Raw genomic sequence first — 23,607 nt, 5'->3', positions numbered from 1 at the left:
TTTCACTGAAAATGCTCGAAGTGGTAAAATAAGGAGCTAACTTAAAGGGGGAAGATAAAATGGACGCAGTGTTTCATGTGGAACATCAAGTTTTTAATTACCGTGTAGCAGCCGTGATGATTAAAGAAGGTCGAGTTCTCATGCACCGGGCGAAAGCAGAAACCAATTGGTCATTACCTGGAGGACGGGTGAAGCTTGGTGAAGATGCCAAATCGAGCTTAAAGCGAGAGATGAAAGAAGAACTGGATTTGACTGTGAACATTGAAGGTTTCTTATGGGCAATTGAAAACTTTTTTACATATGCAGAAAAAGAAATTCATGAGGTTGGAATATATTTTAAAATCACAGCTGAAAACTTGTTGCCGCTTCATGATGGTGAGGAATTTACTGTGTTAGAAGCAGATCGGCTTGTCTTTAAGTGGGTCCCGTTGGAGAAGTTAGATGATTATGTGTTGTATCCCAGAGTGGTGAAGGAAAAGTTGAAAGAAGGTTCATTAGAGCCAGACTATTTCTTAGTAGACCAATCTAGATGAGTTGGTATGCGTCCTTAACAGAAGCGTGAAAATAAGGTGAGCAGCGAGGTTAACATGTGTTTAACCTTACGCTGCTTACCTTGTTTTTTACCCTAATCAGATTCTTCCTCACTGCTGTTCTTGTTGTAAGCTAATCCACAAGAGCAGCGACAATCACCGAACAATAGATGATAAGCAGCTGGGAACTCCTGATTGACTAGCTGTACGCCGCGTGCAAATTCTTTTACGTCAGTAGGTACACGGGGGAGTGCATCGGCTTTCTTTTGAGAATCAATATAGGCTCCAGGCGGGACGAACCGATTCTTCCGAATATGCACTCCGTTCGTAACTACTGCATTGTAGGAAATAAAGCTTCCTTTCTCCACTGTAGCGTTATAAACGATTGCCTTAAAGCCTACGAATACTTTTTCTCCAATAAAACACGGTCCGTGAACGAGTGCTCCATGCGCGACAGAGACTTCATTGTCGATATAAATGGAATACTTTCTACCATCTATTTTGACGAACTGATTTGTTAATCCATGAAGAATGACGCCATCTTGGAGATTTGTGTTAGATCCGATGTAAAATGGCGTTCCTTCATCTGCGCGAATACTCACGAGTGGTGCGACATATACGTTCTCTTTAATTCTTACATCACCGATTACACTTGTAAATGGACTGAGAAATGAACTTTGATCAATAGTTGGTGCGATCTGAATTGGATTAAATGTCGTCTTAGGATTAGGGCTAACAAAAGGTTGAAATCCCTCTCCGCAATCATTGTGTTTCAAAACTACCCACCCCTTACTTTTTATCTTCTCAGCGTATGCAGAGAAGAAAGAAGTGGAAACCACTTCTATAGACCAATCTCTTTGTTTGAATAATAGTTATATGTCCACCCCACTTGTACATAGTGGGGGTTTTGTATTTGTGTGGGGTCAGACCCCACTACGCCTCGAGGCTTATCTAAAGATACAGCTACGGCCAGTTTTGAGAAAATGCTGAGGGAGGTAAGCTAAAGATACGAAAGGAGGAAGCCAAATGAAAAAATTAGGCTTGCTTGTAGTTGGAGGAATTGCAGCAATCGTTTTGATCGCAAATCTTGGCCCGATGGTAGGTCTTGCAATCGGTCTGGCCGTCATGTATTACGCATTTAAGAAGGCGATGGCTGCAAACAGTGGAGGAAAGAAATTTTGGTGGGGTGCTCTATCGGTAGTCGGGCTTTGTGTATCCGTTAGCAACCTGCCTGCGATATTAGGTGCTGTCGCGATCTATGTTCTCTACGTGGTTTATAAGAAATGGAATCAATCAGCTGTACTAGATGAGAACGACAGTAATGACCCTTTCACCAACTTTGAAAGAGAATGGGCAAAACTTAAAAATAGCTAAAAACAAACGCAAAAAGGAGCGAATCATTATGAATTTATTTGAACGTATCAAAAACTCAATCTCAGCAGATGTACATGAGCTTTTAGATCAAAAAGAGGAAAAGAATCCGTTATCTCTTCTGAACCAATATTTGAGACAGTGTGAGTTAGAGGTGAACAAAGCTCATAAGCTAGTTGAGCGTCAGCAGCTGTTAAAAGACCAGTTCGTACGAGAGATGGAAGAAGCAGAGGCAAAAGCAGCTAAGCGTGCTCATCAGGCAGAAATCGCTCAACAAGCGAATGAACAAGAGCTGTATCAGTTCGCACTCCAAGAAAAAGAACAACATGCATTACGTGCAGCGAATTTAAAAGAATCTACGCTGCAAGCAGAAAAAGATCTTGTAGAGCTCGAGCAAAAATACGAACAGATGAAACATAAGCTAAAAGATATGCAGATCAAACGTATGGAATTGATGGGTCGTGAAAATGTAGCACGTGCTCACCAGAAAATGGACCGTGTGATCGACCCGACTCACTCCATAAAAAAATCGGCTTTCCGTTTTGATGAGCTAGAAAGCTATATGGATCGTCTTGAGCAGAAAGTTAACGCTGATTATCATGCAAGTTCGATGGAAGCGAAGCTAGCTAAACTTGAAAAAGATTGGAAAAAAGAAGAATCATCTACTACTGTTTAAGGCAGTATGTGATACGATAAAATAAGTGACAAGGCGCAAATTGCTGCGCCTTTTACCTCGTTTATGACAGAAAGTGAGTGAGTGCAGATGCTGAATCGGAAAAGAAGTGATTTCATAAGTTGGGGGCTTTTATTAGCGGTTGTTTTGGTATTATTAGAAGCTACCTTGAACGGAGGAGGAATCTTATTTTCTCTCTTATTTAGTGCTGCACTCTTGTTTTTTGGACGAAAACGAATGCCGAAGCGCTCCGGCAAGGTCATGTTTTGGCTAGGTGTTTTTATCGCAGTCATGAACGTTTTAAGCATGTTCACCTTTAAGCTTTTATTAGTAGCATTCGTTATCTATGTGATATATGAATTTTATCAATCTAAACAAAATCCAGTTTTCGTGACGCCTCAGTTCGCACAGGTTCCAACTATGTCACAAGACGATGTATACAGAAAAGAAACGCTGTTAAAAAATATCCTACTAGGCACTCAACAAACACCAGAGCATGTGTATGAATGGAACGATATTAACATCCAATGTGGTCCTGGTGATACGATCATTGATTTGAACCAAACGATTTTACCTGACGGGGAATCCGTTATTTTGATCCGTGGTACGATCGGAAATATCACGATCTATGTCCCTTATGAGATGGAGGCGGCAGTCAGCCATTCTATGATCATGGGGAATTCAAGAATTTTTGACCGAAGTGAATCTAAGCTGTTCAATCAGACGCTTTTTTACCGAACGAAAGGGTATGGAGAGGCTGAGAAAAAAATAAAAATCGTTACAAGTATGTTTGCCGGCAGTCTGGAGGTGAAACGGGTATGAGTACTGTTTTACGTCATATGTTCTCCGGTATCGTAGCTGCATTTGCTGTAGCAATTCTTTTAGGCTCAATCGTTTACACAACATTTCCGATCGATAACTGGGACTTTTTATTACAGAAAAACTTACTTGATATCCCTTTAGCTTTTGTTTTGCCTTTTTTCGTGTTTATCATGGGCGCTTTCTTTGGCTTAAATTCAGGAATCACCTCTCGTAAACAATTAAACTCCATCAATCGTACACTGAAGTCCATTGAAGACGGCAGGCAAGTAGACATGAAAGAAGTCAGGAGTCTTGAATTACGAACGATTGCCAAGCGTATGGAGGGCATACAAAAGCAATTAGGGGAAAAGATTCGTCAGTCTCAAAAGATGGCTACGGAAAAAGCAGTAGATCAAGAGAAGCGCATTCAAGAGATTATTTCCCAAGAAAGAAATCGTTTGGCGAGAGAACTGCATGATTCTGTGTCTCAGCAGCTTTTTGCTGCAAGCATGATCATGTCTGCGGTAAATGAAACGCGTTCAGAAGATGACACACGTGAATCTAAACAGTTAAAACTAGTTGAAGAAACGATTCATCAGACACAGCTTGAGATGAGAGCACTTCTTCTGCACCTTCGTCCAGCAGCATTAAACGGAAAATCATTGCAGAAAGGGATGGAAGAGCTTTTACAAGAGCTTCTGCAAAAAGTGCCGATCGAACTGAAATGGAAGATTGAAACGATTCCTCTTGCTAAAGGAGTCGAAGATCACCTGTTTCGTATTCTTCAAGAATCGGTGTCTAACATTCTAAGGCATGCACAGGCAAATAAAGCGCAAATCTTGCTCGTCCAAAGAGATGATCTGATTATCCTTCGCATTGAAGATGATGGTGTTGGCTTTAAGATGGATCAGGAAAAAACAGGTTCCTATGGTCTACAAAACATGCATGAACGTGCATTAGAAATTGGCGGCACACTGAAGATTGTGAGTTTGCCAGGTGAAGGAACGCGGCTTGAAGTAAAAGTACCTATTTTGAAAGCGGGAGATGAGGGTAATGATCAAAGTATTATTAGTGGATGATCATGAGATGGTGCGTATTGGGGTATCGGCTTACCTTTCTGCGCAGCCTGATATAGAAGTAACGGATGAAGCGGAGAACGGAAAAGTAGCCATAGAAAAGGCACTAGCGCTGAAACCGGATATTATATTAATGGATCTTGTTATGGATGAGATGGATGGAATTGAAGCAACGCGGGAGATAACAACGGCATGGCCAGAAGCGAAAATCATCGTTGTTACCAGTTTTCTTGATGATGAGAAAGTATATCCGGCTCTAGAGGCGGGTGCTTCTAGCTATATGTTAAAAACGTCAAAAGCAAGTGATATCGCCCAAGCTGTTCGCGATACATATCACGGGAAATCTGTTCTTGAACCGGAAGTAACAGGAAAGATGATGAGCAAGATGCGTAAAAAGCAAACGCGCGAGCCACATGAAGAGCTGACTGCGCGCGAGATGGAGATTCTTTTATTGATGACGAAAGGGAAGACAAACCAGGAGATTGCCGACGATCTGTTCATCGCTTTAAAAACAGTCAAAGTGCATGTAAGTAATATTTTGAGCAAGTTGGATGTCCAAGACCGTACGCAAGCTGTTATCTATGCCTTTAACCATTCACTCGTGTAACACTTTATTCTGCCTGCACAGGGATATGCTGAAAGATTTTGAAATCAAAGAGACCGAGATCTGTCAGCTTGATTTCCGGAATTACAGGAAGTGTTAAGAAGGATAGGGTCAGAAACGGATCAAAATCTCCGTTGAATCCAATCTCCTTTAACTTTTTCTTTAAATGGATGATCTGTTGATTGACTTCTGTAAAGGGGCGATCTGACATCAATCCCGAGATCGAAAGCGGGACAGACGCGAGCACAGCACCGTTTTTCACGATTACATAGCCGCCTTGCATCTCGCGGATCGCCTCTATCGCGACCAGTATATCTTCATCATTCGTTCCGGCAACGACTAGATTATGTGAATCATGCGCAACAGTTGAAGCAATCGCACCGTTCTGGATCAGAAGGCCATTTACCACGCCTAGACCAATATTTTCAGTCTTATTGTGGCGTTCGATCACAGCCATTTTTAATAAATCGTTCGTGGTAGAGGGTGTGAATTTTCCGTTTTCTGCTGTTGCCGCTACAATCTTCTTTTTTGTAACAATTTGGTTCGGGATGATTTCGATCACATGCATGGGCTTACCATCACTTAAAGGAATAGAGAGCTTTTCAGAATCTATCTTCGTCATGTTTACAGACTGAGTTAGCGCGACTGGTGGCTGCGAACTACTTGTTTCTGAGCCTTTATACTTCCCGTTCTGAGCAACCAATTTTCCTCCTACAAAAACATCGGAAATGGCAATGGAATTCAAATCATCGAGCAAAAGAAAGTCTGCTTTATACCCTGGAGCGACAGCACCTTTTTCTTTTAAACCATAACATTCAGCGGCGTTCAACGTTGCGAGCTGGATCGCTTGTAGAGGATCCATCCCTTCCTGAATAGCGAGCCTTACGTTATGATCCACACTTCCTTCTGCGACAAGATCATCTAGGTGCTTATCATCTGTACAGAATAAAAAGCGACGAGCGTTATTTGGTGTTACTGCTTTTGTAAGTGCTCTTAAATTTTTGGCAACAGACCCTTCGCGTATCAACACGTACATTCCTCGAGAGATTCGATCTCGTGCTTCTTCCACTGTCGTACATTCGTGGTCCGTCGTGATCATTGAGGAGCGATACACATTGATTCCATTAGCGTCTAGTCCTGCCGCATGGCCGTCGATCATCCCGTTTTGATCAGCTGCAGCAATGATTTTTTGAAGCATATCACCATCTCCTCTAAAGACAGCCGGAAAATCCATCACTTCCGCTAAACCGAGGACACGAGGATGAGCTAAGAAAGATTCTAGGTCAGATGCTTTTAAAACAGCACCTGCATTCTCAAAAGGGGTTGCAGGAACAGATGAAGGAAGCATCACCCGTACGTCCAGAGAAAGCCCTTCAGACTCATTCAACATAAAAGAGATTCCTTCAGTTCCTGAAACGTTACCGATCTCATGAGGGTCCGTTATGACCGTTGTAACGCCATGAGCGAGCAGGACTTTGCTGAATTCTCCTGGCGTCACCATAGATGACTCGATGTGCACATGACCGTCGATGAAGGCAGGGGAGATAAATTTACCCGCTGCATCAATAATTTCATGTCCTTCGTACTCACCAATTCCGGCAATATAGCCATCAACGATCGCAACATCACCTTCAATGACTTCAAGATTAAACACATCAATAATTTTTCCGTTCTTCACTACAACATCTGCTGGCAATCTTTTTGTACTCACATCAATTCGTTTCTTTAAAGCATCTATATTCATGAAGTGATCTCCTTTTAAGAAAAATCTACCAACTAGTATACGGATAACCCATGTATTACATGTAAAGTAAAAACGGTCCCGAGTAGGTGACCGTTTTTTGTGTTATGCATTCAAAATGTCGATGACTCGTCCAACTTGACCGTCTTCAAGGCGCACCTTGATGCCGTGTGGATGAGTAGGTGAGTTCGTTAAGATATCTTTTACGATACCTTTTGTTTTCTTACCTGAACGCTGATCTGCTTTTAAGATCACGTTCACGGGTAGACCAGGGGTGATATTTGCTCGCTTACGATGCATTAAACACCTGTTCTCCGCGCTTGGTTGTTTGCTTTTTTGGTTTGTTGGTTTTTAAGCTGGTTAGCCACTTTAACTGGCCCCTTGCTGAATGATCCGCCTGATTGCTGTGCTTTCTTTTCAGCTAAGCGCTGTTTCGCGATTTCTTGAAAGCTTAACTTCTTTTTCTCCTCAGCCATCTTAGTCACCTCTATTTTTTCTTTTTAAAATCTGCTTCTTTTAAATAACCTTCTGCTTCTGCATATGTTTCAAATGCAGCTTCTAGTGCATCATCTTCATCAAAGATGAACCACATGCCATCTTCTCCTACGAGACGAATTTCCTCGTGGCTGTGGCTGTACCAGTGTTCTTCTTTACGCTCTTCGTCATCAGAGCGATCTTTCTTCGGCTGCTGCCAACCATGTTTTTTTGATAGAAACTCCATGGATTCTTGGATTAGAGCGATCAGTTCTTCCGCTTCGTAGTCACGGATGTTCACGTAGCCTTTTTCGTTTTTTACGCTTTGTGGCAGGTGTCCGCCATAAACGAAGCCATTTCCGTTCGGGTGAAGGTGGTACACGACGATTTTTTTGTCTTGTACACTTTCTTCGAAGTGGAAGTTCAAGCGGCCAAGGGATACCTCGTGCATGTCGAGCTCTGGGAAGTTTTCTTCGATTAAGGCAATTTTATCTTCAAATGAAAGCATGTTTATACTCTCCGTTTCTTTGTTGTGATTGGTTGATTATATCACACTGAGGGGTGAAAACGAAAAGGTCTCTTGTGGGAAATTATGTGTTGTGGTTGGGGGAGTTGATCTCCGTTTCAGGTGCTTCGCTTTCCGCGGGGCAGGCGGTGAGCCCCTTGCCGCTTTGCGCCATTAAGGGTCTCACCTGACCGCTTGTCCCGCAGGAGTCTCGCACCTTCCACTTCAATCAACTTGCAAGGGTGTCTAATAATCAAAGAACAAATTCAAAACACACGCCATGTTTCAATCCGAGTAAAAAAGCTGACAAGATTTCTTTCCTGTCAGCTTCATCTGTTTTATTTTGTTGTTGTTTCTTTTTGGATGGATTTTTCGAGTTCGAACCAGTAGTCTGCTAGTGTTTCCATGCCTTTGTCGAAGTTTTCGAGATGGAAGTGCTCGTTTGGTGCATGGAAGTTTTCTGTTGATAGTCCGAAGCCCATCAATACGACTGGGATGTTCAGCATTTGATCGAACGTTGCTACGATTGGAATCGATCCGCCGCCACGTGTGAACGCTGTTGGTACACCGTACACTTTTTCATAAGAACGTGCAGCCGCTTGGATGGCTGGGTGATCGAACGGCGTTACGTATGGAGCTCCTTTATCAAACAGAGTAACCTTCACATCAATGCCTGCGGGCTTATGCTTTTCAATGTGCGCTTTTACTTTTTCAATGATTTCATCTGGCTCTTGGTTTGGTACGAGTCGGCAGCTGATCTTTGCGTGTGCTTTCGCCGGGATAACGGTCTTGATGCCTTCACCTTGGAAGCCTCCCCAAACGCCGTTTAACTCTAATGTTGGGCGGGCCCATGTGCGTTCAATATGACTGTATCCTTCTTCACCTGTGAGCTCTGTCACCCCAAGCTGATTCTTAAGAGCTTCTTCTGTTAGAGGAAGAGCGCGGAACGCTTCTCTTTCTTCTTCCGTTAATTCTTGTACATTATCATAAAATCCATCTACTAAAATACGTCCGTTCTCATCACGGAACGATTGAAGAAGCTCTGTGATCGCGTGTAATGGGTTCTGGACAGCTCCACCATAAAGACCGGAATGCAGGTCACTGTTTGGTCCTGTAACATCTATTTGCATCGCACACATGCCGCGAAGTCCGTAACAGATTGCTGGTTTTCCGCGATCTAGCATACCTGTATCAGAAATGACGATAACGTCTGCTGCTAGCAAGTCTTTATTTTCCTCAATGAACTTCGGAAGACTTGGACTGCCGATCTCTTCTTCACCTTCGATACAGAACTTGAAGTTAAGAGGCAGTGTACCTTCTGATTTTAGTATGGCTTGTAGTACTTTTACGTGCATGAACGTTTGGCCTTTGTCGTCTGATGCTCCACGTGCATAAAGTTTGTTATCGCGGATGGTAGCTTCATAAGGCGGAGATTCCCATAGCTCAATCGGATCAACAGGCTGAACATCGTAATGACCATAAACGAGTACAGTTGGTTTGCCTTCTGCTTTTAACCAGTCTCCATAAACAACAGGGTGTCCGTCTGTTTCATAGATTTTTACGTTTTCCATGCCGGCATTCGTAAGGCTATCTGCGATCCACTCTGCCCCTTTTCGAACGTCTTCTTTGTGCTCAGGAAGTGCACTCACACTGGGAACAGCAAGCCAGTCAGTTAATTCTTTTAGATGCGTATCACGGTTTTCTTTTAAGTAGTTTACGATTTTATCTGTCATATCAAAATCCTCCTTATGTACGTTATGCTCTACATCCTAGTTTAATGGAGTTCAGCTCGGAAATGAAATATTCTTTTTTACTAGCCCTTATTTGAGTGTTAACCTCTCCATCCATTTCACACGCCTTATGTATTTGTGGTTTACTAAAGGTAAAGCTATCGGTATGAGTATTCTGTAAAAGTGAACATTTCCCTTTATAAAAAATAGAAAGAAGTGCATATAGTATGGAGAAAAAAATAGGTTTTATCGGGTTTGGAAAGATGGCGCAGGCTATGGCAGGAGGTATGATCAGTTCAGGTTTGATCAGTCCTGACCAGATCATCGCGAGCATGCGAACGGAAAAGACTCGTCTTTGTGTCGAGAAGCAATTTGGTATCCACACATTCTCGTCAAACAGTGACGTTGCAAAAGCGGTTGACGTGCTGTTTCTTGCTGTAGCGCCATATTCCTATCTTGAAGTGATTGAAGAGGTAAAGGAATTCGTAAAATCTGATGCGATCATCGTAACGATTGCAGCGGGGATAACAACAGAAGACGTGGAGCAGGCTTTCGGCAAACAAGTGAAAGTGGTACGTACGATGCCGAACACGCCATCACTTGTCGGAGCGGGTATGACGGCTGTTTCTGTTAATGATGAGATAAAGGATGACGAATTACAGACGGTTGAGGAGTTGCTGGGCAGCTTCGGTAAAGTAGAGGTGATCGTAGAATCTCAGATGGATGCGATTCCTGCGATCAGTGGTTCTTCGCCTGCTTACGTGTACATGATGATTGAAGCGATGGCAGACGGAGGAGTCGTACAAGGCTTGTCACGCGATCAATCCTATCGTTTAGCCGCACAAGCTGTTTTAGGAGCAGCGCAGATGGTGCTTGAAACAGGAAAACATCCTGGCGAGTTAAAAGATCAAGTAACGTCTCCAGGTGGAGCAACGATTGCGGCCGTCGCAACGCTCGAGCAAGAACGCTTTCGTGGTGCAGTGTTAGCGGCGATGGAAAGCTGCACAGAAAAAGTAAAGAAATTGGGGAAAAAGTAATGGGCTTTAAAGAACTAGGCATTCATGATGAATTTATAGATATATTGTTGCAAAACGGAATTGGTGAACCAACGCCTATTCAAAAGGAAACGATTCCTGTCATCTTAGAAGGTAAAGACGTTGTGGGACAAGCTCAAACGGGTACGGGAAAGACACTTGCTTTCGTGCTTCCTCTTCTGCAAAAAGTTGATGCTGAACGTGATGCGGTTCAAGGGTTGATCGTCGCCCCGACGCGCGAGCTTGCTATTCAGATTACAGCTGAAGTACGTAAACTTACAGAAGCTCTTGGTGAGATTAACGTGCTTGCTGTCTACGGTGGGCAGGACGTGATCGCGCAGATGCACAAGCTAGAGAGCAAGGTACATGTTGTTGTCGCAACACCTGGAAGGCTGCTCGATCATATTCGACGAGAGACGATCGACTTATCTCATGTTTCAACGTTCGTGCTAGATGAGGCGGATCAGATGCTTCATATCGGATTTTTAGATGATATAGAAGACATCATGTATGAGGTGCCAGAGGATCGCCAAACGTTACTTTTTTCTGCGACAATGCCTGATGAAGTAAAGAAGCTGGCTGAAACGTATACAAACGATCCTCAAGATATTCATGTGAAAACGAAACAAATAACGTTAAAGGAAATCCGCCAGCGAATTGTGGAAACTACAGATAGAGGGAAGCAGAACGACCTTGTTCAAACGATCAGACTGCTGCGTCCTTATCTAGCGATCATTTTTTGCCGAACGAAAAGAAGAGCTAGCAAGTTGAACGAATCTCTGCAAAATATGGGATACAATTCTGATGAACTGCATGGCGACCTTTCGCAAGCGAAGAGGGAAGACGTGATGCGGCGCTTTCGTGAAGGAGAGATTCAATACCTTGTAGCAACGGATGTGGCGGCACGTGGACTTGATGTTGACGGAGTCACGCATGTTTTTAATTACGACATCGCGCTCGATGCCGAAAGCTACATTCACCGAATCGGAAGAACTGGGCGTGCTGGCGGAAAGGGACTAGCTGTGACCTTTGTTGCACAAAAAGACCGTCGTTTGCTGCAGATTATCGAACGAGAGACAGATCAAAAGTTGAATGTTTTAAAACTTGAATATATGTAAGGTTATTTCTTTAGAAAGTGGGCTATCCTTCAGGATGGCTCCTTTTTTTTGTGGGTACATAATACCAACTGTTATTACCAGGTAACAAAAATAGTTGCTTCATAAAACAAACCTTGTTACGATTGTATTGTACGAGAATTCGAAAGAGTCAGATTAGAGGAGTTGAGCAAATGAAAGATCTACAATCGTTTGGCTGGTATGCAGCAAAAATCGCTCCAAAGCTGCCGAAAGAAGCCTTTAAGCCAGTGCCTTCAAGATTATGGGGTGGGCTTGTTTACTTACTGATCGCAATCGCCGGTATTTTAGTTATCGGGTTATTAAATAATTTACACCCTTGGTTAGGGATTGGAATCGCCGTTATATTAGGAACGTGTTTTGCGGGTATGGGCTTCTTAGGCCATGAGATTCTGCACGGAACAGTGATCCGAAAGCCGTGGCTTCGTGACTTTTTAGGAGCGGTAGCTTTTTGGCCGTTAAGCGTTGGACCAAAGCTATGGCGTAAGTGGCACAATACGACGCATCACGTTCACACTCAGCATGACGGGAAAGACCCGGATGCGTGGCCGACATTAGAGAACTTGTCTCACAAACCATTGCTTCAAAAAGTGTACAAGCTTCCGATGTGGATGCGTTCGATCGTAAGCTTTGCTTTTTTATCTGTTTCGTTTACGCTGCACGGACTTTTCATGTTCAAACGATTTATTAAAGAATTCAAACCGAGTAAGCGTCCTTCCGTGTGGATTCAGTTGCTATTGCCGTGGGCGATGTGGCTAGGATTGCTCGCGTGGCTAGGACCTGTTAAATGGTTCTTTGCGGTATTGCTGCCATTATTGATCGCCAACGCAATCGTAATGAGTTATATCTCAACTAACCACCGCTTGAACCCAATGACAGACGTGAACGATCCGTTAGCAAACAGCTTAACGGTTACGGTTCCAAAATGGATCGATGTGATTCATTTTAACTTCTCTTACCATACGGAGCATCATTTGTTTCCTGGGATGAGTCCGAAATATTACCCGCTCGTGAAAAAGCACATTAAAGAGATGTGGCCAGAGCGCTATCACGAGATGCCGCACTGGAAAGCACTTGTTGCTCTATGGAAGACACCGCACGTGTACTTTAATCAAACTCAGTTTGTTGATCCAGCACCGGGGAATTTGTATCCTTCGCTTGGACATGGGATGAATGAGACCGTGGACGAGCAGAAGCGGGAACGAAAGCCAGTGAGCCGCACGTCGAAAAGCATCCATTAATTTGGATGTTTTTTTGTTTGGGTAGAAGTGGGTTTTGAGATTGGACAGATTAATTGCTGAATTGGACAGATTATATTCAAGATTGGACAGATTGTGGCCCCAATCGGACAGATTAAATATGCAATCGGACAGATTCCCCACTCAATTGGACAGATTCTTATTTCTGAAGGTCTTTTAGTAAGCTTAAATCGTATGTTCGCCCTTTTGTTGCACCTGTATAGGGCAGTTGCATGGATACTAAGAGCTTTGATGCTATCGAAATAGAAGAAAGCTTCAGAAAATCACGTGCTTGCTGGTTGGTTATCATAGTTTGGATGAAAAGAGAGTAATCTTTGAGCGCTCTTATGTGGGGATTCCTGCTTGAATGTGAACAATGCGGACAATTCCATGTACGATAGCCTTTTTTCATATCGAAAGCCAAACACCCCGTACACTGCACCCCCTTAATAATCATCTCTTTACTAATCTTATAACGCTCCATTACATTCACATCCCGTGGAGTGTGTTCCTTGGTCAACTTCCTAGTCATCTTATTCATCACATCTCTCGAAACAACCACATGCTGTTTATATTTTCTTTGAAGCTGCCGGATACGGTCTAGCAGTTGGACACTATGAATCACTTTTTTCGATATGCGGCTCGACACATCGTTCGTTTTCAAGACAGATTGAGAATGAGTCATAACTACGAGAGTCTCGATGGGAACGGTGGGAAATTTATTTTTCCTAAGCCAGTGTTCAAGCTGGTATTTTTGGCGTTCAACTTGTGGGATTGGGTCTTGAAAGGGTTCTTCTATACCGTTTTTGGTGCGCAATAGTTGGTTGAAGGTATGATCGAAAAAAAGGTTTCCGGAGATGTTCTTTACTTCAATAATGAGAAAGTAATTAGGATTCAAAATAAGTGTGTCGATTTGAAAAAAAGTAGATTCATGGGGAATTCGGAGGTCGTGCAGCACGTGGCATTCTTTCTTGTTCGGAAGCATGTTCAAAAAATAGTTGATAGAGTCTTCACCGCGAAAACCGGCCGTCATCTTACCGATTTCTAATTCAAGACTCTGTTTAACAAGATCGTCCTCTAAACGGTTCATCAAGAGTTGAAGTTTATTCATATAGATTGGCTTCAACCTTACCTTTTTTTATCATAGCATCACTCCTCACGTTAAAATTCTCCTTTCATCGCAAAAAGTCCTTTTAAAAAGCTATAGCATTGATTAAAGGATTGGTAGAATGGAGGGAGAGTGATTTGCTAATGAAGGAGAAGAAATGATGAAAAAAGAACTAAACTGTGATAGCTGTTTGATGCCGATCAAACAAAGAGACGAGCTGCGTACGGTGTGGGCCTTTTTTAAGTTGCGACCGTATCATAGATCGTGTTATGAAAATTCCTTAAGAGGGGCGGGGCTTGTAGGAACTCAGCCGATCAATGGATTTTCAGGGAATTTTACAGCGCTTGTTGCGTTTATTTTAGCGTGGTTACCTCTATTCACGAATATATCGCCCGTTTTAACGATCGTCGGGACGTTGATTGTCCTTCTCAGACTGTATTCTTTTATTCGTTTTGAAAAAAGACTGCCACATTAAAAAAGCGTGCTCTCCCTAATCGGATAGCACGCTTTTGTTTGTTAAGCTTTCACGCGATATACGCGCGCTTCATACGGCTGTAATGTTAAGCTTGTCACATCGTCATGATGTACAACTTCTTTGTTCGCTAACAACAATCCATTAGCGTTCAGCTTCAATTCAGATTCAAACTTCGCTTCAGTTTTAGAAAGGTTCGTGATCACAACGACTTTTTCATCACCAAGTGTACGTGTATACGCATAGATCTGTTCATCTTCTTCAAGGATCAGATCATACACACCGTATGTGAAGACTTCGTTCTTTTTCTTTAATGCGATCATTTTCTTATAAAAGCTTAAAATGGAGTGCTCGTCTTGTTCTTGCTTTTCCACGTTGATCTCTGTGAAGTTCGGATTTACTTTCATCCAAGGAGTACCCGTTGTGAATCCAGCGTTCTCATCGCTGTTCCATTGCATCGGAGTACGGCTGTTGTCACGAGAAGATGCCCAGATCACAGACATGATATCTTCGTGTGAAACGCCTTCTTCGCGCTTGATGCGGTAACGGTTTTTGTCAGCGACATCATCATAGTCTTCGATTGAGTCAAACTGTACGTTCGTCATACCAATCTCTTGACCTTGATAGATGAACGGTGTTCCTTGCATCAAGAAGTACATCGCACCGAAGCTTGTTGCACTTTCATACCAAAACTCATCATCATTGCCCCAAGTAGAAACAACGCGAGGTTTGTCATGATTCTCGATGAACAGTGCGTTCCAGCCTTCTTTTTCAAGACCTTTCTGCCAGCGAGTTAACACTTTTTTCAGTTCAACGATATCTACTTCCGGATTGGTTTCCGCATCCCAAAGGCCAAGGTGTTCGAATTGAAAGATCATGTCCATCTTTCCGTTTTCTTTTCCTACCCAAAGGTCCGCTTCGTCAATCTTAACGCCGTTTGCTTCACCAACCGTCATTACATCATAGTTTGCGTATGTGCGGTCTTTGAACTCTTGTAAAAACGTATGAATTCCTTTTTGGTTCATATGCATGTCGAAGGAAGACACGTACTTTTCGTTCTTCGGGTTCGGCATGTCAGGGAAGCCATCACGCTTTTTAATGTGACTGATCGCATCGATACGGAAACCGTCGATTCCTTTATCTAACCACCAGTTGACCGTATCATAAAGAGCTTCACGCACTTCAGGGTTTTCCCAGTTCACATCTGGTTGTTTGGTCGAGAAAACATGGAGGTAATATTGATCTGTCTTTTCATCATATTGCCAAGCAGACCCGGAGAAAATACTTTCCCAGTTGTTTGGCTCTTTGCCATCTTTACCGTCTCTCCAAATGTACCAATCGCGCTTTGGATTTTCTTTAGATGAACGAGACTCGATGAACCATTGGTGCTCGTCACTCGTATGGTTAAGAACTAGGTCAATGATCAGCTTCATATCACGCTTATGAACTTCCTCCATCAGGAGATCAAAGTCTTCCATCGTTCCAAAGTCGTCCATGATATCTTGATAATCGGAAATGTCGTAACCATTATCGTCATTTGGCGATTTGTACATTGGGCAGATCCAGATCACGTCGATACCAAGGTCTTTAATATAATCTAAACGTTGAATGATCCCTTTTAGATCGCCGATTCCGTCTCCATTAGAATCTTGGAAACTGCGAGGGTAAATTTGATAGCCAACGGCTTCTTTCCACCAAACTTTTTCCATAATGTTACCTCCATGTTTTTCTCTTTAACAACACGCCAGGGGATACCGAAAAACGGCTCCCCATGGTTTGTTTGATTTCTTTATTGTCTTTATAAAATAATGCTGCTTTCTGATCGGTTTATTGTTTATGCATCACTGAAAAAGTTGATTGGAGTGCAAGGTGCGAGACTCCTGCGGGACAAGCGGTCAGGTGAGACCCTTAAGGGCGCAAAGCGGCAAGGGGCTCACCGCCTGCCCCGCGGAAAGCGAAGCACCTGAAACGGAAATCAACACTTTCAAGAGAGCAACAAAGCCTAAATCTTAACCGTAACAGCCACACCTGCATGATCGGAGACCACCGGTGTTTCTTTTCCGTTAAAACGTACAGATGATTGAAGAACGTCAACGGGCTTGCTGCTTAAAATATAATCGATTCTGCGGCCAGCTTCGTTGTTGTCCCAGCCAGCAATAGATCCGATGATCGTTAAACCGTCATCTTTCTCTGCAGCCAGTTCGTACGTATCGTAAAGCCCTTTTTCTTTTACGTAGTCAAAGCCTTCGCGACAAACGTTCGCATCGTTGTTTAAGTCACCCATGATAAAAGAAAGACCTTCTTCAGGAATGTACTGCATCAAACGATCGAACTGACCTTTAAAGGGTTCGATGTCATCTTCCCACCAGCCAAAGTGCCCGGAGAAGAATTGAATATCTTGTCCTTCATAAGAGATGGTTGCTTTTACGATTTTGCGTGTTTTCCAGTTGTGCATATCTTGTAGATCAGAAACAAAAAAGCTTTCATGAGACGTAATTGGATGGCGGCTGATGATCGCCAATCCTTCTTCGTACGTTACATAGCCATAGTGGGCCATGTCCCAGACAAAGTCATAATCTTCAACGCCAAGTTTCTTCAATAGCTCTAAAAGAACAAGGGCATAATTATCTTTTTTGATGTTATCTTTGACAAGAGAAGAGTCGATCGACTGCATGACCTCTTGAAGTGCGATAACATCATAACGCTCACTCGCGATATCGCGAGCAAGCATCTCTAATTTCTCCATCTGGTTCTCTTCTTGCCAAGCATGAACGTTTAACGTTAATAGCTTCATGAATTACATCCCCAAACGATCTTGAATATCAGATTTTAATACGTCTGCTTTTGGTCCGTAAATCGCTTGAACACCTTTATCTTTGATAATCAGACCAAGTGCTCCGTTCTCTTTCCACTCTTTTTCTGTGCCAACGCCAGTTGCATCTTTAACCGTTACACGAAGGCGAGTCATACATGCGTCAACGTCTTCAATGTTGTCAGCTCCACCTAAAAGCGTGATGATCGCTGAAGCTTGAGAGTTGTCGGATCCTGTTGCTGCCTCGTTTTTAGCAGGTGCAGCATCAGCTTCTGTTGTTTCAATATAGTTACCTGCACGACCTGGAGTAGGCAGGTTGAACTTTTTGATCAATACGTAGAAGATCGAGAAGTTTAATCCAAAGAATACGATACACGTTACAGCAAAGTTGATTAAGTCACGTGTTAATCCTGCTTTTACAAGCAATGGTGTACGAGTCAACAATTCGATAAAACCGAATGCGTGAACACGTACGTGGATTAGATCCGCTACTGCGAACGCAAGTCCAGTTGTGATTGCGTAAACAACATAAAGAAGTGGAGCAGCAAACATGAACATGAATTCGATCGGCTCTGTTACACCTGTTAAGAATACAGCGAGTGCTGCAGATAAGAACATAGACTTGTACTTTTTGCGCTTGTCTTTATCAACGTTCATGTACATCGCAAGTGCGATCGCTACAAGTGATGCTGTTGAAAGAACAACTTGCCCCATTTTAAAACGAGCTGGTACTACATCATTTAAAAGTGCTTGATACGCTTTTGTATCTCCAGCAGCTAAGAAGTTGTTAAGATCGTTGATCCAAGCCAACCATAGTGGGTCTTGTCCAGCTACAGAAGATCCTGCTCCTGAACCTGTCATAATCTGATATGTTCCACCGAGCTCCGTATAGTTGATCGGAACCGTTAACATATGGTGAAGACCAAATGGTAACAATAAACGCTCTAGTGTACCGAACACGAAAGGCGCGATAACTGGAGCCGTGTTACGTGATGTTGCGATCCATTTCCCAAAGTCATTAAGTAGAGATTGGATAAACGGCCAAATTAAAGCTAGTAGTAAAGCTGTTACCACTGACCATAAAATAACGGCGAATGGTACAAAACGTTTTCCGTTAAAAAATGCTAATGCATTTGGAAGCTTGTTGTAGTTGTAGTACTTGTTAAATAGAACAGCACCTAGGAAACCGGAAATGATTCCGACGAATACTCCCATGTTTAGAGCAGGAGCACCTAGAATAGATGTGAAATAGTCACCAACAACGAGTTCGCTGCCAAAAAGTGATTTTACTTTTGCGCCTTCTTCAAGCATCATCGCGCTGTTAACGCCGAAGATCGCTCCTGTGATACGGTTGATTAGGATGAACGCGATTACGGCTGCAAATGCACCACCCGCACGTTCCTTCGCCCAAGATCCACCGATCGCTACCGCAAATAAGATATGCAGATTTGTTATAATTGCCCATCCGATGTCTTCCATAACACGAGCAATCGTTTGCACTAATGTCATGTCGCCACCGAACATAGCAATAACTTTACCTAGTGATATCATCAAACCGGCAGCCGGCATAACCGCTACTACTACAAGAAGCGCTTTACCTAGCTTTTGCCAGAAATCAAATGAAATGAGTTTTCCACGTTGTTTCAAAACGATTTCCTCCTTAAAGTATATATCTTTCGTTGCATTTTTGAAATCGCATTCAATAGATTGCGAAAAAAAGTTGAATCGCTTACAAATTTGTATATGCACGTTGGTGCAATCGTTTGCATTAGTGATTGTAAAATAAAACGGTTTCATTTACAAGTAATATTACTAAAAAAGTGAGTAAAAAAATTTTTCCAGAGGGTTTGTAATGTTTTTCGTAGGGTAGCCAAGAACAGTTCGACCTTTATAAAATTTTGTAGAGTAGCAGGTTATATAAGGAATTGGAAGAAAGAGGTATATAGAATAAACAAAGCAAGGGGAGAAGGATATGAGTAAATCATTTATTGAGCAAGTACATTATATTAGAATTCCTGTAAAGAATTTAGAACGATCAGCACATTGGTATAGAGATGTATTAGGGCTCCAGTTATTAAATAGTACAGAGGAGCTGGCAATTATAAAAATAAATGAAGGACCTTTCTTACTTATCTTAGTTCTCACCGAAGATGAAACTTTTGCTCATTTTACAATTAACAATGAACAAGAGTTTAGCATTGGCTTTACGAGTCCGGAATTATCTCAATTTCATCAACACTTAATTGATAATCAAGTTAAGGTCGAGGATATCAAAGAAGATAATGGTCATGCATTTTTTCACTTTTATGATCCAAATGGTAATAAGTTTCAAGTACACTGGTAAGATTTCAGTATGATGACCGTATTGAAGTTTATTAAAGGGGGTTAGTCAAAATAAAAACTTTAGTCGTTCCATATAAACAAAGTTGCCTCGTTATTACGAGCCAACTTTGTTAAACGTTCTCAAATTCTTTTTAACCGTTTCTACCTTTCGCATACCGATCATCGTGGACAAAATACCAGGGGTTTTTAAAACAAACGACATCAGCTCATCTACATTCTTGTGTTGATGATTAGTAAGCCTGCCACAATCTAATGGAGCACTTGTTGTAACATGAAGCCCTAACTCTTCTGCAGCTTGAAGCAGCGTTCTCCATTTACCATTAACTTGCTGGTTCAGATCTGTTGCAGCTATCTGATTCAAGTGGTTGAACGGGGTTTGAATAAAACTAAAATGATGAGACTGACCGGCAACAGAGTGGGCAACATTCATTACTTTCTCTAAAGAAATATAACCAGATGTCTCGGGAGACTCTGTAAAAGCTGCCCAGACAGCTAAGCCGTAATATCGGATCAAACCTCTATCCACTTGTTGTTCATAAAACGCAAACAGTTTTTGGAGCTTATGATCAAAGGCTTCCTCACCTAAAACGATCAAAGAGACCTCTGGGTTATGAATGTAATGGACGTCTATGAAATCTACATGCATGTGTTTTAAACTTTGTTCAATAGCAAACTCATAATAAGAAGGTTCCATAACGTGTTTGTGATGGTCGATAATCTGTATATCAGAACGTTGCAGGATTCCTTTTCCTACCAAAATTCCTGCAGGTAGTTATCAGGACGAAGTTGAGCATCAATATCACCTGGTATGATGCCTGCTTTCGTAGACAAAAAAATATTTTCTCTGTCGATCTGCTTTTTCTTTTGAATGAGTTTTGATAAAACACTTCCAATATCGCGCTCAGAGCGCATGCCTCGATAATTAAGAGCGGTATCAATAAAATTGATTCCATGGAACAGCGCAAATTCAATCGATTCTTGATAGGAAAGCGAATCTTCATCATTCATTTCTCCTAGATGTGTGCCGATGGCTATTCTCGAGACCTCACCATTATCCAAATTATAACATTATTTATCCTTATATATTTATGAACGGTTCTTAATAAGAATAAAGAACTATGAATATTTACTCATTTATTTTTCTTTGCATTTTTTATAGAGGTATCTAAAAGGTGCTATTGAATATTAGTTCTGGTGAAATGATTCTCAAAAATAGATTGAATAAAAATTCATAGTTTAGTATAATTATTTTGTTTTTTTGGATTAAGGAAGGGGAGAAACAATATGTTAAAAAAACATTGGGTAGCCGGTGTTATGAGTTTGAGTTTATTGACATCAATGCCTTTTGCCGTAACAGCAGAAGCGCCTCAAAAGAAGTGGACGAACGTTAATAACTTTGAAGAGGCTGATGGAAGTCCGTTCAACTCTGAGCATTATGATTTTGTGAAGTATTCAAAGATTGGTTCAGTCTTAAAGAAGATTGATAGAGAAAGCCAACGAGTAACCCTTGAACAAACAGGGGTTTCATCTAAAGGGTATCCGATGTATGTGGTCACGATCTCTAATACTGGGGATAAGGCTAAGTATGGACATTATAAGAAACTCCGAAAGGAAATGTTCAAAAATCCTCAAAAAGCTCAAGATTGGATCGCTGAAAATCCTGATTTTAAAGTACCGGTGATGATCAATGGATCCATTCATGGAACTGAATACATAGGATCTGATGCTGTTCTTCAGCTGATCGATCGTTTTGCGTATGATGATGACGCAGAAACAAAAGAGATTCTAAACAGCAACATACTTATCTTTAATGTGGTAGCGAATCCTGATGGTCGTGTTGACGGTACTCGTTTTAACGGAAACGGTATCGATCTGAACCGTGACTTCATCACACTTTCGCAAGAGGAAACAAAACAAACCGTTGATCTGATCACAGAGTGGAATCCGATGGTCTTCTTAGATCTTCACGGCTATGTGAACAGTGATGATGGAAAGCCTGGGTTGATTGAGCCATGTACGCCGCCTCATAATCCGAACTATGAATATGATCTGTTCTCTAAATGGGCGTTAGATCAAGCAAAAGCGATGGAAGCAGAAATCGTGGGTAATAAAGCAAACTATGAAACAGATCTCTATAAAAATATGACGGGTACTTATATTCCGCAGCGAGATGATAGTGCGGGTTGGGACGATTATCCACCGATCTTCACACCGATGTATGCGATGTATCATGGGGCATACGGCTACACGTTAGAAGCACCAACAAACAACTGGGATGGTGTGAGATGGGCAAACGATGCTGTGATGGGAGCATTGAAGTTTGCTGTTCAGAACAAACAAGGAATGCTTACCGATCAAATTGAGATCTTTGAACGTGGCATCAACTTTGATCATCCGTATCACGAGGAAGGATTCTTCCCGAATGCTTATGTGCTGCCTGTAGATGAAAAGGATCCGACTGTTACCGAAAAAGCGGTAAACCATCTTATTGAAAATGACATTTCTGTAGAGAAAGCGGTCAAACCTTTTTCTGCTAACGGACAAGCTTATCCGGCGGGTACGTACATCGTCGATATGAGCCAGGCCAAAGCCGGACTTGCAAACACGATGCTGTGGGATGGCGAGGATATCACGAACGATACGCCTGCGATGTATGACATTTCAGCCTGGAGTCTACCAGAATTATGGGGCTTTGAAGCGATAGAAGTGGATGAAAAAGTGAATGCGAAAACAAAGCCTGTTAAAGAGGCTGAATATGAAGGCTCCTTACAAGGGAAAGGGCCATATGTATTTTCCAACAGCTCTGTCCAAGCGGTAAAGCTAGTGAACGATCTTATGAAAAAAGGTGAGCGTGTTTATAAAGACGATGCAGGAAATTTCTATATCGAAAACCTCTCATCAAAAAATAAAAAGCTGGTAAAAGAATCCGGAATCAAGCTGCAAGCAGCAAAACTTCCAGCACAAAAAGAAAAGCTATCTGCACTGAATGTAGCTGTATTAAAAGATGGTGGCATAAATAAAGCGCAAAGTCATGCAGGTACGAAGCTCGCATTAGAGCGACTCGGTTTCTCGGTAACAGAAGTGACACCAAAAGAAGTGGCAGAGAAGGGTCTATCCCAATACGATGCGTTCCTATATGCAGGAACGGACGCATTGCTGCAATACGAGAATGTGAGAGAAGCAAATAAGCCGTTCGTGATCGGCAGCAAACAAGCTTATGATAATTTTAAAAACAACGTACAAACATTTATCAATAATGGCGGAAAATATATTTCAGTAGGCGCTGGTGGCGCTAAAGCTTCAAGCCAGCTCGGATTAACAACGATAAAAGTTAATACTGGCGGCTCCAACAGCAATGGAATCGTAAAAGTAAACTATGAAAAAGATGAAGTAACAGCGGGCTATAAAAAAGATGATCTTGGATTTGTCTATCGACCAGTTTGGTTTACAGACTTAGGAAACTCGAGATCTATCGCAACTTTAGGAGACGGTAACTTTTTTGTTGCTGGACACTGGAAAAACAATCAACAAGCGGCGGGGCAATCTGTCATTGTAGAAGAAGCACAAAAAGACGTTACGTTGATCGGACTCGAAGCAGGATTCCGTGATCACACGGATTATCTTTTCCGATTATTATCCAATGCGCTATATCAGTAATAGAGCCTTTCTCGTTGACAACCAGATAAGCACTGCATTACTTTTATAGGGAAAGTTTACCCTGTTTAATAGGACCTGAAGAGCATTGAACTTGTTTCTTGCTCTTTGGTCTTTCTTTGTATCAGTAAGTATGTATCTGAAAGATTGTTTTTGGGTTATTTTTATACCTCATTGACAAGTTGATTGTAGTGCAAGGTGCGAGACTCCTGCGGGACAGGCTGGCAGGTGAGACACTTAAGAGTGAAACGTACGAATGTGGCTCACCGCCTGCCCCGCGGAAAGCGAGCAACCTGGAACGGAAATCA

23 protein-coding genes and 1 pseudogene are annotated in these 23,607 nt (G+C 42.1%); 12 read left to right on the top strand and 12 right to left on the bottom strand.

Annotated features, from left to right (window positions below):
- The first annotated feature begins 59 nt into the window (after positions 1–59).
- Positions 60–533, top strand: coding sequence for an NUDIX hydrolase (locus I5J82_RS16740; RefSeq protein ID WP_198768788.1), 474 nt, complete (start codon positions 60–62; stop codon positions 531–533).
- 92 nt (positions 534–625) lie between these two features.
- Here the strand turns inward: I5J82_RS16740 and I5J82_RS16735 are convergent, their stop codons facing one another.
- The gene (locus tag I5J82_RS16735; RefSeq protein ID WP_198768787.1) at positions 626–1,306 is read right to left on the bottom strand and encodes an LbetaH domain-containing protein; all 681 of its coding nucleotides are present in this window, start codon (positions 1,304–1,306) and stop codon (positions 626–628) included.
- 250 nt (positions 1,307–1,556) lie between these two features.
- Between I5J82_RS16735 and I5J82_RS16730 the strand changes: the two genes are divergently transcribed.
- From I5J82_RS16730 to I5J82_RS16710, 5 genes are all read left to right on the top strand, one after another.
- Positions 1,557–1,904 carry a lmo0954 family membrane protein gene (locus I5J82_RS16730; protein WP_198768786.1) on the top strand — a complete coding sequence of 116 codons (348 nt, stop codon included), beginning with the start codon at positions 1,557–1,559 and terminating at the stop codon, positions 1,902–1,904.
- Positions 1,905–1,932: 28 nt separating this feature from the next.
- Positions 1,933–2,577, top strand: a complete 645-nt coding sequence (locus I5J82_RS16725) for a PspA/IM30 family protein (RefSeq protein ID WP_233096514.1) — start codon at positions 1,933–1,935, stop codon at positions 2,575–2,577.
- Between the two features lie 87 nt (positions 2,578–2,664).
- Positions 2,665–3,396, top strand: coding sequence for a cell wall-active antibiotics response protein LiaF (gene liaF, locus I5J82_RS16720; protein ID WP_198768785.1), 732 nt, complete (start codon positions 2,665–2,667; stop codon positions 3,394–3,396).
- Positions 3,393–4,454, top strand: a complete 1,062-nt coding sequence (locus tag I5J82_RS16715) for a sensor histidine kinase (protein WP_198768784.1) — start codon at positions 3,393–3,395, stop codon at positions 4,452–4,454. The genes liaF and I5J82_RS16715 overlap by 4 nt, the downstream gene beginning before the upstream one ends.
- Positions 4,429–5,058 (top strand): response regulator, encoded by a 630-nt coding sequence (locus I5J82_RS16710; RefSeq protein WP_197195402.1) that lies wholly within the window; start codon positions 4,429–4,431, stop codon positions 5,056–5,058. The genes I5J82_RS16715 and I5J82_RS16710 overlap by 26 nt, the downstream gene beginning before the upstream one ends.
- A gap of 4 nt (positions 5,059–5,062) precedes the next feature.
- On the opposite strand, the gene ade is transcribed toward I5J82_RS16710, so the two are convergent.
- From ade to I5J82_RS16685, 5 genes are all read right to left on the bottom strand, one after another.
- Positions 5,063–6,799: an adenine deaminase gene (ade, locus tag I5J82_RS16705; RefSeq protein ID WP_198768783.1), complete on the bottom strand. Its 1,737-nt coding sequence runs from the start codon at positions 6,797–6,799 to the stop codon at positions 5,063–5,065.
- Between the two features lie 102 nt (positions 6,800–6,901).
- Positions 6,902–7,096 (bottom strand): YwbE family protein, encoded by a 195-nt coding sequence (locus tag I5J82_RS16700; RefSeq protein ID WP_066399319.1) that lies wholly within the window; start codon positions 7,094–7,096, stop codon positions 6,902–6,904.
- Entirely contained in the window at positions 7,096–7,272 is a 177-nt protein-coding gene (locus I5J82_RS16695) for a hypothetical protein (RefSeq protein WP_171005587.1), read from the bottom strand. The genes I5J82_RS16700 and I5J82_RS16695 overlap by 1 nt, the downstream gene beginning before the upstream one ends.
- A gap of 11 nt (positions 7,273–7,283) precedes the next feature.
- The gene (locus tag I5J82_RS16690) at positions 7,284–7,778 is read right to left on the bottom strand and encodes a hypothetical protein (RefSeq protein WP_198768782.1); all 495 of its coding nucleotides are present in this window, start codon (positions 7,776–7,778) and stop codon (positions 7,284–7,286) included.
- A gap of 335 nt (positions 7,779–8,113) precedes the next feature.
- Entirely contained in the window at positions 8,114–9,508 is a 1,395-nt protein-coding gene (locus tag I5J82_RS16685; protein ID WP_198768781.1) for a dipeptidase, read from the bottom strand.
- A gap of 224 nt (positions 9,509–9,732) precedes the next feature.
- On the opposite strand from I5J82_RS16685, the gene proC reads away from it, so the two are divergent.
- The 3 genes and pseudogenes from proC (at position 9,733) to desB (ending at position 12,913) form a co-directional block, all read left to right on the top strand.
- Complete coding sequence (proC, locus tag I5J82_RS16680) at positions 9,733–10,542, top strand: pyrroline-5-carboxylate reductase (RefSeq protein ID WP_198768780.1); 810 nt, start codon at positions 9,733–9,735, stop codon at positions 10,540–10,542.
- A pseudogene (locus I5J82_RS16675) lies at positions 10,542–11,612 on the top strand (DEAD/DEAH box helicase); the annotation flags it as partial. The gene proC and the pseudogene I5J82_RS16675, both read left to right, overlap by 1 nt.
- A gap of 215 nt (positions 11,613–11,827) precedes the next feature.
- Positions 11,828–12,913: a Delta(10) desaturase DesB gene (desB, locus tag I5J82_RS16670; RefSeq protein ID WP_198768778.1), complete on the top strand. Its 1,086-nt coding sequence runs from the start codon at positions 11,828–11,830 to the stop codon at positions 12,911–12,913.
- A 157-nt stretch (positions 12,914–13,070) separates the two neighbouring features.
- On the opposite strand, the gene I5J82_RS16665 is transcribed toward desB, so the two are convergent.
- Entirely contained in the window at positions 13,071–14,021 is a 951-nt protein-coding gene (locus I5J82_RS16665; RefSeq protein WP_198768777.1) for a nuclease-related domain-containing protein, read from the bottom strand.
- Positions 14,022–14,178: 157 nt separating this feature from the next.
- Between I5J82_RS16665 and I5J82_RS16660 the strand changes: the two genes are divergently transcribed.
- Positions 14,179–14,493 carry a hypothetical protein gene (locus I5J82_RS16660; RefSeq protein ID WP_153236776.1) on the top strand — a complete coding sequence of 105 codons (315 nt, stop codon included), beginning with the start codon at positions 14,179–14,181 and terminating at the stop codon, positions 14,491–14,493.
- A 41-nt stretch (positions 14,494–14,534) separates the two neighbouring features.
- On the opposite strand, the gene I5J82_RS16655 is transcribed toward I5J82_RS16660, so the two are convergent.
- The 3 genes from I5J82_RS16655 to I5J82_RS16645 form a co-directional block, all read right to left on the bottom strand.
- On the bottom strand, positions 14,535–16,199 hold the full coding sequence (locus tag I5J82_RS16655) for a glycoside hydrolase family 13 protein (RefSeq protein ID WP_198768776.1): 1,665 nt from the start codon (positions 16,197–16,199) through the stop codon (positions 14,535–14,537).
- Positions 16,200–16,492: 293 nt separating this feature from the next.
- Positions 16,493–17,284: an endonuclease/exonuclease/phosphatase family protein gene (locus tag I5J82_RS16650; RefSeq protein WP_198768775.1), complete on the bottom strand. Its 792-nt coding sequence runs from the start codon at positions 17,282–17,284 to the stop codon at positions 16,493–16,495.
- 3 nt (positions 17,285–17,287) lie between these two features.
- Positions 17,288–18,949, bottom strand: coding sequence for a PTS transporter subunit IIBC (locus tag I5J82_RS16645; RefSeq protein ID WP_228116107.1), 1,662 nt, complete (start codon positions 18,947–18,949; stop codon positions 17,288–17,290).
- Between the two features lie 325 nt (positions 18,950–19,274).
- Here I5J82_RS16645 and I5J82_RS16640 point away from each other — a divergent pair, with 325 nt between their 5' ends.
- Positions 19,275–19,646: a VOC family protein gene (locus tag I5J82_RS16640; RefSeq protein WP_198768773.1), complete on the top strand. Its 372-nt coding sequence runs from the start codon at positions 19,275–19,277 to the stop codon at positions 19,644–19,646.
- Positions 19,647–19,739: 93 nt separating this feature from the next.
- Here I5J82_RS16640 and I5J82_RS16635 read toward each other — a convergent pair whose 3' ends face one another.
- Positions 19,740–20,402 carry an aldo/keto reductase gene (locus tag I5J82_RS16635; RefSeq protein WP_198768772.1) on the bottom strand — a complete coding sequence of 221 codons (663 nt, stop codon included), beginning with the start codon at positions 20,400–20,402 and terminating at the stop codon, positions 19,740–19,742.
- Positions 20,396–20,704 (bottom strand): aldo/keto reductase, encoded by a 309-nt coding sequence (locus I5J82_RS20555; protein ID WP_269819580.1) that lies wholly within the window; start codon positions 20,702–20,704, stop codon positions 20,396–20,398. Before I5J82_RS20555 ends, I5J82_RS16635 begins: the two co-directional genes overlap by 7 nt.
- Before the next feature lie 225 nt (positions 20,705–20,929).
- Here I5J82_RS20555 and I5J82_RS16625 point away from each other — a divergent pair, with 225 nt between their 5' ends.
- Positions 20,930–23,302 carry a M14 family zinc carboxypeptidase gene (locus I5J82_RS16625; protein WP_198768770.1) on the top strand — a complete coding sequence of 791 codons (2,373 nt, stop codon included), beginning with the start codon at positions 20,930–20,932 and terminating at the stop codon, positions 23,300–23,302.
- Positions 23,303–23,607 lie beyond the last annotated feature (305 nt).

The sequence above is a fragment of the Fictibacillus halophilus genome (assembly GCF_016401385.1).
Taxonomy (GTDB): domain Bacteria; phylum Bacillota; class Bacilli; order Bacillales; family Fictibacillaceae; genus Fictibacillus; species Fictibacillus halophilus.
Note: the sequence above shows the minus strand (reverse complement) of the source record. Positions and strands in the feature narration are given on the sequence as shown.